The organism is Iodobacter sp. (assembly GCF_025352645.1).
Taxonomy (GTDB): Bacteria; Pseudomonadota; Gammaproteobacteria; order Burkholderiales; family Chitinibacteraceae; genus Iodobacter.
The window spans coordinates 22,847-35,239 of the sequence record NZ_JANXSO010000075.1 but is presented as its reverse complement, the minus strand read 5'-3'; the positions used below and the strand labels follow the sequence as shown (position 1 = coordinate 35,239).

Below are 12,393 nucleotides of genomic sequence, written 5' to 3'. Positions count from 1 at the left end.
TTTACGCGGTGTTCAAGCTAGAAAGCTTAAAGATCAAGCACAAAGCTAACCACTTTGCGCTACGCGCCAAGCTCTATATCAAAGCAACCCAGCAGGCCTTGGTGGAACTACAAAACCTGCGGGCTGCGTAACATCAGTTATGTAAGGGATTCGCTAGGGCGTATCAAACCAAAATGCTGGCTTAGGGTGGATTCAAATTGAGTTATGGTTTCTTTGCTTGTAATGCCTTTATTGACCGTTTTTAAGGCGTCACCGAGTAAGATTTTCCTACCACTAGGGGTGTGTAATACGATAAGTAATTTCTGCACGAAAATGGCATCTGGGTGCGTTGAATTCATAAAGTTAGCGGGGCTAAAGTCTATCCATTCTTGTGGGTATAAATCAAACGCATATTGATTTGCCCATTCCCCTTCTAATTCGGCTTTTAATAAATAGGTTTTTTCATCTATTTTATCGAGCATAAAAACATCAAAATCTTGTTGAATTTTAATGCCGGTTTGGCTCAGCGCAATGGGAGCGCGAATGCCATAGCTACCAAAACCTAAATCACATAAATAATCTTCACCAGCAATATGTGCAATCACCGCCATATGTGTTTTTGGCCTTTTTACTGGGTAAAACATTGGGCGAGCGGCAATAAAGTGATAATCAATCCCTAGCGCTTGCAGGGCCATGGCAAATAAGCCGTTGACTTCATAGCAATAACCGCCGCGCGGTTGGTGGATTATTTTATTAACGATATCTTCGGGAACCAAAGAAACAACTTTACCTGCCTGCACATCTAAATTTTCAAATGGCACGGTAAATAATTGGCAGCGCATGATTTGGGTAAGACTCGCCAGATCAGCGTGGGCTTGGCCTTGGTAGCCAATGCGCTTTAAATAGTCGGTTAGATTAAAATTATTTGCTTGCATAGATGCTGACCTTATCAATATTGGCAGTAGGGGCACGGCATGGCGTGCCCCTAAAGTTAAAAAGCGGCGGGGGCGCGGCTCAGGCAGGTTTGGTAGCGGCCATCAACGCGTTTGGCAAACCATTCTGTGGTGAGTTTGCGCGTGATTTTTGGGCTTTTTAAATCAATCTGTGGCAGTGCTTCACGCGGCATATTGCCTGCTAGGGCAAATAAGCGCTGGTAAAGCGGGGTTTGGCCGAAGCCGCTCAGCTTTTCTAGCAGCAAATCACGGCGGATTTCTTCATGGCTTAGATTTAAGCGTTTACCCATGGATTGCAGCGCTTTTTCTGTGCCGCTGCTTTGGCGGCTTGGGTTGCCGTTTTCATAGCGCAGTAAATCGCCATCTAAATCCATGCTGTCATGAGTCAGCTTGTTCAGTGCGGCTTGAAAAGCTGCATTACGGCTGGCATAGCGGCCTGCATTGAAATCAGCAAAGCGATAAATCATTTTGCTGTAAGGTGCTGGGTATTGCAGCAAAATGGCCGTGCCAAAGTAAACACCACCCTTGCGGCTAAATACTTCACTTCTTACACTGCCACGCCGTGCGTAAGGATAAGGCCAAGCCCGTACATGGCCTTCGGCAAATTCTACGCTCACCTGCATAGGGCCGCCGGTGCGGATTGGGTTGCTCATATTAAAGGGCAGGCTCAATCTTTTGGCATCGCTGGCTAAGTCTTCAAATACATTATTCATTTGCGCTTCGGTTTGTAGCTTATCAATGCGCTCTTTATAGCTTTTGCCATTTGGTGAGCTTTTTAACAGCGCCGTTTGTACCGCTATCAGCGGAATATGATATTTGCCCGCTTTTTCTTCGACTTGCTTCCACACAATTTTACCCAAGCCTGGCACGGGCGGATCGCCTTGCCAGCTCGATTCCTGCTCAATCACCGCCATCACGGCGCAAAAATACTCTGGGGTGTAAGGTATTTTGAGTGCAGTAAAGCCATCCAGCAGATCGTTTTTCCAACCATTGCGCTCGCTGATCTTGGTGGGCAAAAGCTGGTTGAGCAGCGTTTGCGCTTCTAATTGGCTAATCGATTTAAGCGCAGGCGGTGGCACCACTACCACCACGGGCGGTGGAGCGGTGATAGCAGGTAGGCTTGGAATGGCGCTTGGCGTTGGGGGAATGACATCAAGTGGCGCACTGGCTATAGGGTTAGGAGGTGGCGCGGGCACGATGATGGGCGCACTGGCGCACGCAGCAAGCAAGGAGCAAAGAAGGATAGGGCTTAGTTTACTAGGCAGCACGATAAGAGCCAATTCAAGCAAAAATGCGAGCTTAGGACAAAAGCGGCTGGCTTGCCACCTTTGTTTGTATCCTGCCCGTTTAGGTGATAATGGCTAATCGCTCACATCTACACTGCCCGTTGCCGTGGCAATGCCTTGTACTATTTGCTTGTTATTGTTGATCCTAACCCGCACAGACTGGCCTTCGGCGGCATTATTCATGGCAATGCCTTCATTGGCGACTTCGATGCCGTTATCCCGATAAATAATACGCACCTTTTGGTTTTGCTGAATCACCATCGCCGCTCTAAGCATTTCTTGGCGTAAGGGCTTGCCAGCAGCCACTGCGGTATTCAGCGTGCGCCCTATCGCTTGAACGGGGTCTAAAATCACCGAGCCGGGTAGGGTGCCAAGATCGCCCTGCTGGGCAATCACATCGCCACTGCCTACTTCTTGATTAGCGGAAAGCGGTCTCGCGGCAACATAGTAAGTCACCAGTAGCGATACTTTCACCGGTAGATTGATTCCCCAGCTAGCACCGTCAACGCACTGAATGCGTAGCATGGTATTGCCGAGCAAACGATAACCGCTGGGTAAGCCCACATTGTATTGTTTACATGCGGCGAGCTGTAGCCGGCTATCTATTTTGCTGAGTTGATAGCTGGGAACACCCGTGCTATTTGCAAGGGATAGATCCAACCATTGTTGGGCGGCATGCTGAATGGCGGCGACGTCTGTTGCTTGGGCCGCGCAGCTGAATAGCGTAAATAAAGTAAATAGCAGAGGTCTCATACAAGTGATTATAGGCTTACTGCCGTACATCGCCTACAATCCTGCGGTTGCTGCAAAGGAAATAGCTATGTTGGATCTACTGTTTGGAATTACCACCTTGGTGGTTTTGTTGGCTGGTGCTTTGGTGGTTGCTCGCTTGCAGCAGCTTGCACAGTCACAAAGAGATGTTTTAGATACGCTGACGCAAGACATGGAGGCCAAGCATAGAGAGATGCTGTCGGACTTGCATGAAGGCCTAGTTCGGCAGACAGAAAACACGCACTCTGCCTTAACCCAGCAGGGGGCTCAGCTTTCTGATGCGGTGATGCGCTCTGGCGAGCGGCTGCGGGATACCATGACCGAAGCGTTTGAACGGGTGCGTGGCGGGGTGGGGCAAGAGTTAAAAGAAACGCGTGAATCTTTAACCAGGTTACAAGCTGCGCAAACAGAATCTTTATCTACGATGCGGCTTTCTTTAACCACCACGCTTTCTGAAACACGTGAGTTGGTGGTGAAACAATTGGGTGATATTTCTAGTCAGCTTACGGGTAAGCAAGATGCGCTAAGGGAAGAAATCCTACTGAAGCTATCGCAAATGCTGGCCGAGCAATCGGTGCGTGAAATGGAGCAATTGCAAAATGCACTCGCACTGACCACCACACAATTGACGGCCACAGTAGGCGAGCTGACTAAAACAGCCGATGCCAAACTGGGTGAAATCTCTGGCAAGGTTACCGAACGCTTGGATGAGGGCTTTAAAAAAACCAATGAGACTTTTGCCAATGTGATGGCGCGGTTGGCCACGATTGATGAGGCACAAAAGAAAATTGATGGCCTCACCACCAATGTGGTGAGCTTACAAGAATTATTAGGGGATAAGCGCAGCCGTGGTGCGTTTGGCGAGGTGCAGTTAGAGCATTTAATTAGAAATGTGCTGCCCAATCAAGTGTATGAGTTTCAAGCAACTTTATCTAATGGCACGCGCGCCGATTGTATTTTACGTCTGCCCGAGCCAACAGGAACCGTGGCGGTGGATGCTAAGTTTCCATTAGAAAACTACCACAGGATGTTTGATACCAGCATCGATAAAATTGCCGCTTCTAAAGCGTTTAGAGGTGATATTAAAAAGCATATCGACGATATATCTAGCAAATACATTATTCCCAATGAAACGGCGGATGGCGCGGTGATGTTTATCCCTGCCGAAGCGGTATTTGCAGAGATTCATGCTTATCACCCTGAGCTGGTGCAGCACGCGATGGCAAAACGGGTGTGGATTGTATCGCCTACCACCTTAATGGCCGTGCTCAATACGGCAAGAGCGGTGATTAAAGACGTAGAAACTCGCAAGCAAGTGCATATTATTAAAGAAGCACTTGGCAAGCTTGGGCAAGAGTTCACTCGCTTTGATGACAGAATGAAAAAGCTGGCCACGCATATTCGCCAAGCAAACGATGACGTGCAGCAGGTTAGCATCACCAGCGATAAAATATCGCGCCGGTTTATTGAAATTGAGCAGGTTAAGCTAGAAGGGGTTGAGCCTGAAGCCGCATTGATTGATTGAGGCTTGCACAGCAGCTAAGCGCTTTTAAAAAACTAGGCCACTATTTTGATATAGCGGCCTGGTTTTTTTATGACTTATTCTGTGGATGAGTTGCCAGGGGGTTTACATAGCGCGCGCAGGTTTTGGTTATTGGCTTTTAGCCAAGGCAGTAATTCATCACCAGGCATGGGTTTTGCCGTTAGGTAGCCCTGCACCACATCGCAGCCTAATTGCTGCAGCACGACCAAATCCTCGGCATCTTCAACGCCTTCGGCGATGCTTTTTAAATTAAGTTTTTTTGAGATTTCAATGGCACTAGCCAAAATAGCGTGTAGATGCGGCTTGCTATGTGCGCCATCGACAAAAGATCGATCAATTTTTAGCTCAGTAAAAGGGATACGGGATAATTGCTGCATGGATGAAAAACCCGTGCCGTAATCGTCGATAGATAGCCCAAAGCCTTTTAGCCTAAGCCTTGCCAGTGTACCTAACGCATTGCCCACATCGCCCATCACCGCCGTTTCTGTGATTTCTAAAATAATATAAGCAGGGTCAATATTGAATTCGGCCACTTTTTGAGCAATTTGCTCAGCAAAGTTAGAGTCCGATAAAGACAGCATGGATAAATTAACCGCAACGGTTATCTTTAGGCCACGTTCATGCCAGTGGCGGCACTGCTGCAGGGCTAGGTCAAGTATTTCCATAGTGAGTTCATTAATTAAACCGTGCTCTTCAGCAATGGCAATAAATTGCGATGGCATGACCAAGCCTTTTTCAGGGTGTTGCCAGCGTATCAAGGTTTCTACGCCTTTAATTACCCCTGTGTTGACTGATATTTTGGGCTGAAAATAGGCAATAAATTGATGCTCAACCAATGCTTTGGCAATCTCGGAGGCGGCCATTACTAACTCTGGTCTAATTTGTAGCTGATCTTTGGTGATGGGTTTAAAGCGGCACAGTGCTTTATCTAACTGCGGCCTTGTTAATGGCTTTTTAATCGCGCCTAATACAGGTAGGCCATAAGCTTGCAGCATGGTTTCCACTGAAGCAATCAAAGCGTCTTCTTTGGCGCTAGATACAATCACCGATACAGGAATGGATTGATGAGCCAACTCTTGAATCAGTTGAATACCATCCATGCCCGGCATTTCTAAATCAATCAGCATAATGTCAGGCAAATCCATGTTTTGTAGCAACAGCAAGGCCTCTGTACCATCAGATGCTTCACCGACAATATTTAAGCCTATGTCTTCGCAAAGCGCCACGGCGTGCATTCTTTGCACTAAGCTGTCTTCAACAATAAATACATTGAGTAATTTGGACATTATTTTCACCGGTTAGACAGTTTTGTAATGACTTCAGGGATGCGTTCAAGGGCAATGATTTCATCGGTGGCTTCTAGCTTGATGGCCTCTTTGGGCATACCAAAAACCACACAGCTGGCCTCATCTTGTGCGTAAGTGCGCGCACCGGTGTCATGGAGCTCTTTTAAGCCTTTGGCACCATCATCGCCCATTCCCGTCAAGATAAACCCCACCGCATTCCGCCCTGCGGCATTGGCAACCGATCTAAATAACACGTCTACCGAGGGGCGGTGTCGGCTCACTAGGGGGCCGTCGATCACATCCACGTGATATTGAGTGCCGTTGCGCTTCACCAATAAATGCTTACCGCCGGGGGCAATCAGCGCAAGGCCTGGCAATATTCGATCATTGCTTTTGGCTTCTCTGACTTCAATTTGCGACAAGCTATTGAGCCTTGCTGCAAAAGTGGCGGTAAATTTTTCGGGCATATGCTGAACAATGACAATGCCTGGCGATGTTTTGGGCAGCTCAGGCAAAATGCTTTCTAAGGCTTGTGTGCCACCCGTTGAGGTGCCAATGGCAATGATTTTTTGAGTGGTTTGGATAGAGGCGTGATTACCAGTTGCTTGCAAAATAGCATCTGCAGATAATTTGGGTGAGCTCATTCGCTCTTGCATCACGCTGCCTGCAAGCGTGCTATGGTTATTTGCTTGCGGTGTAGGAGGGGGCGAGCGGGGGCGTTGTAGGCGTGCCATCGATGCTGCCCGAATAGCATGTAGTAGATCTGAAGCGCTATCTTGAATGAAATCTCGAATACCTAAAGATGGCTTGGTGATAATTGCCAGCGCCCCAGCAGACAGCGCCTGCATAGTGATCTCGGCGCCTTTTTCGGTGAGGGATGAGCAAATGACCACTGGCGTGGGGCGTTCGGCCATGATTTGTTTTAAAAAAGTAAGCCCATCCATCCTTGGCATTTCGATATCAAGCACAATCACGTCCGGCCATTCTTTTTGCATTTTTTCTCGGGCAAAAATAGGGTCAGGCGCAGACCCGATCACAACAATGTCGCTGGCCTTAGATAAAGTGTCGAGCATCACCTGCCTCACAACGGCAGAGTCATCGACAATCATTACTTTAATGGCCATAATTTAATTCCATCTAGATAAGCATAATCTTAGTTATAGGGGGTTTATATCCATCGTGCATTTTGAGTGAGTAAATTTGCTGTTTCACAATGTACTAAAGGTTTTATTTGGAGGCGGGTAGAGATCATTGAACAAAAGTTCTAGCCCCGCCTGTTTCTTGCCGCATCCGTTCGTAATTTTTGTATATTGAGTGGGCTAGGTACTTTTGATTGTTATTCTCGATTTAAACGTTGTACCCAAACTTGCCCAGTGCTCAAATCAAGCTCAATTTTGCGTGACTGATGCCCGCCGGTGTCTTCAAAATCAATCGCAAGTGCCGCGTTAGCAAGCAGCTGTTTGGCGGCTTGGATATTACGTGCGCCAATTGATACTGAGGGCTGTAGCTTTAATATTTGGCTGCCGCCGTATATTTGATAGCGATACTCACTAGGCTGGCTGGTATATTTACTCATCTGCTGGCAAAGCAGAGAAAAGGCATCACGTCCATAACGCCCGTTTAGCTCGGCTTTTTTGCTGGAATTAGGCAGTTGAAAATGGCACATCCCGCCGTGTTTTTTGTATGGATGCCAAGCGGTAATGGCAAGGCAAGAACCCAAAATAGTGTATAGCCAGCCAGGGGCTTGGGCGAAGCGTACATCGCCTGGCAGTAAAAAAATGCGTTTGGTGGACATGCATCTCTCACACTATTCAGCGTTTTGTGGGGCGCTTAACGCAGGATGGTTGAAATTAATTTCATCAATCACCATAGAACTCATTTCTCCCAGAGAAAGAACATGGTTTACATCCAGAATAATGACAAACTTCTCATTAATTTTGCCAATTCCCGCAATAAATTCGCTACGTATTTTTGCGCCAAATTCAGGAGGGGATTCAATTTGATGGGCAGGGATTTCTAATACTTCATTAACGGCATCAACCAAAACGCCCATTTCATGATATTCATCAGCAAAAAAGACTTCCAAAATAACCACGCAAGAGCGGCGGCCAAGATGGCTGGGCTCTTTACCAAAACGGATGGCTAAATCAATAACGGGAATAACCGCACCACGCATATTAATCACGCCATGCATAAAACGTGGCATAAGCGGCACTTCGGTTACGCCAGGATACTCAATAATCTCTTTAATGCTATGAATAACAACGGCAAATAGTTCTTGATTCAAGGTAAAGGTGAGGTATTGTTTTTCCTCTGGCACGGCTTCAATGTTTTTAAGCTCGCCATTTCTTCTTAATTTATTCATATTCATTAGCGTAATCCTTTAATACGAAATAAATTGATTGTCGTGTTGAGCTACGGATATCGATGCATGCAGGGTGGGTATATTGTGCAGAGCTTTGTGTATGGTCTTTTCAGTTTGAAAGAAACCGATCATTTCTTGCAAACGGGAAGCGTGGATCGAAAGCTCTTCAGAGGTAGAGTTAAGCTGCTCCGCCGCTGCCGCGTTGCCTTGTGTGGCTTGTGATAATTGGCTAACAGCCATATTAATTTGCTCGATCCCGTTGGCTTGCTCTTGCGAGGCGGCAGATATCTCTTGAACTAAATCGGCTGTTTTTCTGATTAATGGCACGATTTCTTCCAGCCTATCGCCTGCATTGCTGGCTTGATTAACGCTATTGCTGGCTAATTCACTAATCTCTTGGGCGGCAATTTGGCTACGTTCGGCGAGTTTACGCACTTCTGCAGCAACCACGGCAAAGCCTTTGCCATGCTCCCCCGCACGGGCGGCTTCAATGGCGGCATTAAGGGCCAGCAAATTAGTTTGATAGGCAATATCATCGATAATACGAATACGATTAGCAATTTGCTGCATGGCCCGCGCTGTTTCTTTTACGGCTGCGCCGCCTTCGATGGCATTACTAGAGGCATTGCTTGCAATGCCTTCTGTGACTTTTGCATTTTCGCTATTTTGGGAAATGGTCGAGGTGATTTGCTCTAATGCGGCACTGGTTTGCTCTATGCTAGCGGCTTGCTCTGAAGCATTTTGAGCTAAATTCTGTGAGGAGGCATTCACTTGTTCAGAGGCACTAGCAAGGGCATCAGAGGTGCCATGCACTTCGCTCATGATATTGCTTAAGGTCGTACACATAGTGTGCAACGCAAATAAGACGCTAGATTGATCCCCTGCAACCAAGGTGCTGGTATTTCTTAAGTCGCCTTCAGAGACCTGTTTGGCAATACGTACGGCTTCACTGGGCTCGCCACCAATTTGCTGGGTTATTTGTCGGGTTATAAATAGCGCAATAACAATAGCAATTAAAAAACTGCTGCTAATAACGATAGACATGAGTAGGTTTATTTTATTGGCCAATGCTTGTGCATCTTCAAAGAGGGCTTTGCTGCGATCTTCATTGGCATCGAGCAGTGCGGATAGGGCATCGTCTATTTTTTGAAATGAAGGGCCAACTTCCTCTGAAATTATTTTACTGGCACCAGCGTCGTTGTTTTTATTGGCTAAATTGATAGCGTTTTTCTGTGCAATTTTAAAATTTTTCCATAGCAAAGGAATTTGTTGCAAAATATCTGCAGTGGCTGTGCTTTGTGGTGAGGCTTGATAGCTTTGTATAAAATTAAACATTTTTTTTTCGTTAGCGCCCATTTCAATAAATGTTTTTTCTCTTAGCTCTTTATCGTGTGCAATTAAGTAAAAATTTAGTTTTCTAGCCACGTAAATAGCGTTAGTATTGGCGTTGGCAATGTCTTTTATTGGTTTTAATTGATTTATATACATGTCTGAAATTAAATCATTCATGGTGTTTATTTTTATTAAGCCAATAATCCCTGTTATAAGCGACAAGCTAGCAATGGCCATAAAGGCTATGATTAATTTTTTACCTAATTTTAAGTTTCTAACCAAAAACATTTTTCTCTCCAAACACTTTATTTGTTGTTGATTAGCGATAAGGGTGTTTTTATGCTTAAGTGTCGTATTTGGCTTGTTTGTTCTATATGAGATTTCTTGTGTGCAAATTGCACTAATTGAGCGATATCTAAAATTAAAGCAACTTGGCCTGTGCCTAAAATGGTTGATCCGCTAATGCCCTTTACTTCTCTAAATAATAAACCCAATGGCTTAATAACGGCCTGAAATTCGCCAATTAATTTGTCGACAACTAAGCCTGCACGGTTTTGCCCGTATTGTACAATCACAATACTTTCTCTTTCTGCCGTGTTTTCGGGTAAATCAAATAAATCACGCAGGCGAATAAAAGGCAATACCTTGCCACGTAAATTAACAAAGTTGTGCTGTTCGCTCTCGGGCGTAAGATCTGCGCACTCTAAAACCAAATCCAGTGGAATCACAAACGTAGCATTGGCTACTTGTACTTGAAAGCCATCAATAATAGCCATAGTGAGTGGTAAGCGAATTCTAAAAATACTGCCCGTGCCTTCTTCTGATAATACTTCTACCTCGCCACGTAATTGTTCAATGTTGCGTCTGACTACATCCATACCTACTCCTCGGCCAGAGAGGTGGGTTATTTTTTCTGCGGTAGAAAAGCCGGGCTCAAAGATTAGCTGATAAATCTCATACTCATTTAATACTGCATCTTTGTTAATCAATTTTTTTTCTATTGCTTTTTTTAAAATTCGTTCTTTGTTTAGTCCTGCACCATCATCGCTTATCTCAATCACTACACTGCCTGATTCATGGAAAGCACTCAGCGTTAATTCCCCTTGAGCAGGCTTTCCTTTGGCAATACGCTCTTGTGGTGGCTCAATCCCATGATCAATCGCATTTCTAACAATATGCATTAATGGATCATTCAATTTTTCTATCATGCTTTTATCAAGTTCGGTTTCTGTGCCGATTAATTTAAGCTCGATTTGTTTTTCTAAATCCTTAGATGCGTCTCTAATTACCCTAGGAAATCGATCGAAAACTTCTTTAATTTGTACCATTCTTAAATTCAGTGCGCCATCTCTAATCTGCTCTACTAAATCAGAAAGATTAGTACAGGCTTCAAACATGCTAGGATCTTTGATTTTTTTTGAAATTAAATTGGCCGCCGCGCCTGCAATCACTAACTCCCCAACTAAATTAATAAGAAAATCTAGCTTGCCCGCTTCAACTTTAATAAATTTTAATTCTTGGCTCTTTTTGTCAGCACTTTGCTTTTGTTTAATCAGTGCCGCTTCAACGATTGGAGCAGCTACTATATTCTCCTCAATAAAAATACTACCTAAAGGGCGCTCAGGCCTTGATCTTTGGATGTGTAAAATTTCTTCCAATTCTAATGGTGTGATAGATTTACCCTTAATAAGAATCTCGCCAAGTAATTTTGGTGATTCAGGTAGAGAGTGAATTAAATCAATATAATCTTGTATTTCTGAATGGGGTGCAATAATGCGTATAGTGCTATCTTTTCTAATAAATTCAAAAGCATTTTCAATAGTTTGTTTATCCGCACTTGATTCCAAATCAATTTCAAATCCTAGATAGCAGTGCTCGGCATCCATTTCTGCTAATGGAGGTATTTTGTCGGTTATTGTATAGATATAACTAATTCTGCCTAATGTGGCTAGATAGGTAATAAAAGCCAAAGGATCTAAGCCATTTTGCAAAATGTGCTTAGCAAAACGTAATGAGATATGCCAGTGCGCATCATCTCGGCTGGTTTGCTGGTCTTTTTCTATTGGGTTGTCTACTTCTAGTACTTTCAAACCATTAGAAGTATTTAGATAGAAATCGAGCTGTGTTAATAATAAGTTGCGATTCTTTGAATCTGGATCGATATGCTCTGTTTTGTTTTCTACAGCACCAATTAATAAACTGAGATAGTCTTTGCAATGTAGTAATAATGAAATCATGATGCCATCAATAGTTACTTCTTTGCTCCTGACTAAATCCAGCACACTTTCCATGCTGTGCGTAAAATCAACAATAAGATCTAAAGCAAACAGCCCTGCCGAGCCTTTAATGGTGTGAGCCACCCTGAATAGAGCCGCAATTTCATCCTCGCTGACACTTTCGTCTTCGATAGTCAGCAGCGCTGATTCCATCGACATCAGTAAATCTCGCGCCTCTTCGATGAGCGCACCTCTAGCGGAGTCTAGATCCATTTTTTACTCCTTGCACAGCCTGAGCGGCGCTCTAAGGAAAACCTAAGTCTTTAGCGTTGGGTTAACACCAAAGGATCCCCTAGCTCGGCAGCAATATTGTAAAGATCGATCACATCTAATACGCATTGGCTGTGCCCATGAAATTGTAGGGGGATGTTTTGTGTATTGGCAAAGTTTTTAAGGCTTAGTAAAAGCTGGACTCCTGTGCTGTCGATATCACTGACTTCGGATAGATCAATATGAATCTGGCCTTCGGTTTGTAGCAGCTCTATTAGGGTGGATTGAGTAAGTTTTGCGGTGTAAATCGACATTTCTCCACTAATCGTAATCGAGCAAAGCTTGTTGTTCGTACTGTGTGTAATCGGCATAAGGGCATCCTGCTTAGGGCC

Annotated in this window: 11 protein-coding genes and 1 pseudogene; 2 read left to right on the top strand and 10 right to left on the bottom strand. The window is 44.8% G+C overall.

Annotation, left to right across the window (positions count from 1 at the left end):
* Window positions 1-131: pseudogene (locus Q0R17_RS09200) on the top strand (IS701 family transposase); the annotation flags it as partial.
* Between the two features lie 6 nt (window positions 132-137).
* On the opposite strand, the gene Q0R17_RS09195 reads toward Q0R17_RS09200, so the two are convergent.
* The 3 genes from Q0R17_RS09195 to flgA all read right to left on the bottom strand — a co-directional run bounded on the left by Q0R17_RS09195 (window position 138) and on the right by flgA (window position 2,971).
* A complete protein-coding gene (locus tag Q0R17_RS09195; RefSeq protein WP_293934314.1) occupies window positions 138-914 on the bottom strand; it encodes an arylamine N-acetyltransferase in 777 nt (258 codons plus the stop codon).
* A gap of 56 nt (window positions 915-970) precedes the next feature.
* Window positions 971-2,200, bottom strand: a complete 1,230-nt coding sequence (locus tag Q0R17_RS09190) for a DUF1615 domain-containing protein (RefSeq protein WP_293934312.1) — start codon at window positions 2,198-2,200, stop codon at window positions 971-973.
* A gap of 93 nt (window positions 2,201-2,293) precedes the next feature.
* Window positions 2,294-2,971, bottom strand: a complete 678-nt coding sequence (gene flgA, locus Q0R17_RS09185; protein WP_293934310.1) for a flagellar basal body P-ring formation chaperone FlgA — start codon at window positions 2,969-2,971, stop codon at window positions 2,294-2,296.
* Between the two features lie 67 nt (window positions 2,972-3,038).
* Here flgA and rmuC point away from each other — a divergent pair, with 67 nt between their 5' ends.
* On the top strand, window positions 3,039-4,514 hold the full coding sequence (gene rmuC / locus Q0R17_RS09180) for a DNA recombination protein RmuC (protein ID WP_293934308.1): 1,476 nt from the start codon (window positions 3,039-3,041) through the stop codon (window positions 4,512-4,514).
* Between the two features lie 74 nt (window positions 4,515-4,588).
* On the opposite strand, the gene Q0R17_RS09175 is transcribed toward rmuC, so the two are convergent.
* The 7 genes from Q0R17_RS09175 to Q0R17_RS09145 form a co-directional block, all read right to left on the bottom strand.
* Window positions 4,589-5,818: an EAL domain-containing protein gene (locus Q0R17_RS09175; RefSeq protein WP_293934306.1), complete on the bottom strand. Its 1,230-nt coding sequence runs from the start codon at window positions 5,816-5,818 to the stop codon at window positions 4,589-4,591.
* Between the two features lie 5 nt (window positions 5,819-5,823).
* Window positions 5,824-6,942 carry a chemotaxis response regulator protein-glutamate methylesterase gene (locus tag Q0R17_RS09170; RefSeq protein WP_293934304.1) on the bottom strand — a complete coding sequence of 373 codons (1,119 nt, stop codon included), beginning with the start codon at window positions 6,940-6,942 and terminating at the stop codon, window positions 5,824-5,826.
* A 212-nt stretch (window positions 6,943-7,154) separates the two neighbouring features.
* The gene (locus Q0R17_RS09165) at window positions 7,155-7,613 is read right to left on the bottom strand and encodes a chemotaxis protein CheD (RefSeq protein WP_293934302.1); all 459 of its coding nucleotides are present in this window, start codon (window positions 7,611-7,613) and stop codon (window positions 7,155-7,157) included.
* 12 nt (window positions 7,614-7,625) lie between these two features.
* On the bottom strand, window positions 7,626-8,189 hold the full coding sequence (locus tag Q0R17_RS09160; protein WP_293934300.1) for a chemotaxis protein CheW: 564 nt from the start codon (window positions 8,187-8,189) through the stop codon (window positions 7,626-7,628).
* Between the two features lie 12 nt (window positions 8,190-8,201).
* Complete coding sequence (locus Q0R17_RS09155; RefSeq protein WP_293934298.1) at window positions 8,202-9,803, bottom strand: methyl-accepting chemotaxis protein; 1,602 nt, start codon at window positions 9,801-9,803, stop codon at window positions 8,202-8,204.
* Window positions 9,804-9,820: 17 nt separating this feature from the next.
* The gene (locus Q0R17_RS09150; protein ID WP_293934296.1) at window positions 9,821-12,004 is read right to left on the bottom strand and encodes a chemotaxis protein CheA; all 2,184 of its coding nucleotides are present in this window, start codon (window positions 12,002-12,004) and stop codon (window positions 9,821-9,823) included.
* Window positions 12,005-12,054: 50 nt separating this feature from the next.
* Window positions 12,055-12,372, bottom strand: a complete 318-nt coding sequence (locus tag Q0R17_RS09145) for a lipid asymmetry maintenance protein MlaB (RefSeq protein WP_293934294.1) — start codon at window positions 12,370-12,372, stop codon at window positions 12,055-12,057.
* Window positions 12,373-12,393: the final 21 nt, after the last annotated feature.

Coding starts and splice junctions, on each gene's coding strand:
- Q0R17_RS09150 (WP_293934296.1), bottom strand. CDS start 12,004: ATGGATCTAGACTCCGCTAGAGGTGCGCTCATCGAAGAGGCGCGAGAT.
- Q0R17_RS09195 (WP_293934314.1), bottom strand. CDS start 914: ATGCAAGCAAATAATTTTAATCTAACCGACTATTTAAAGCGCATTGGC.
- Q0R17_RS09145 (WP_293934294.1), bottom strand. CDS start 12,372: ATGCCGATTACACACAGTACGAACAACAAGCTTTGCTCGATTACGATT.
- Q0R17_RS09165 (WP_293934302.1), bottom strand. CDS start 7,613: ATGTCCACCAAACGCATTTTTTTACTGCCAGGCGATGTACGCTTCGCC.
- Q0R17_RS09175 (WP_293934306.1), bottom strand. CDS start 5,818: ATGTCCAAATTACTCAATGTATTTATTGTTGAAGACAGCTTAGTGCAA.
- rmuC (WP_293934308.1), top strand. CDS start 3,039: ATGTTGGATCTACTGTTTGGAATTACCACCTTGGTGGTTTTGTTGGCT.
- Q0R17_RS09160 (WP_293934300.1), bottom strand. CDS start 8,189: ATGAATATGAATAAATTAAGAAGAAATGGCGAGCTTAAAAACATTGAA.
- flgA (WP_293934310.1), bottom strand. CDS start 2,971: ATGAGACCTCTGCTATTTACTTTATTTACGCTATTCAGCTGCGCGGCC.
- Q0R17_RS09155 (WP_293934298.1), bottom strand. CDS start 9,803: ATGTTTTTGGTTAGAAACTTAAAATTAGGTAAAAAATTAATCATAGCC.
- Q0R17_RS09170 (WP_293934304.1), bottom strand. CDS start 6,942: ATGGCCATTAAAGTAATGATTGTCGATGACTCTGCCGTTGTGAGGCAG.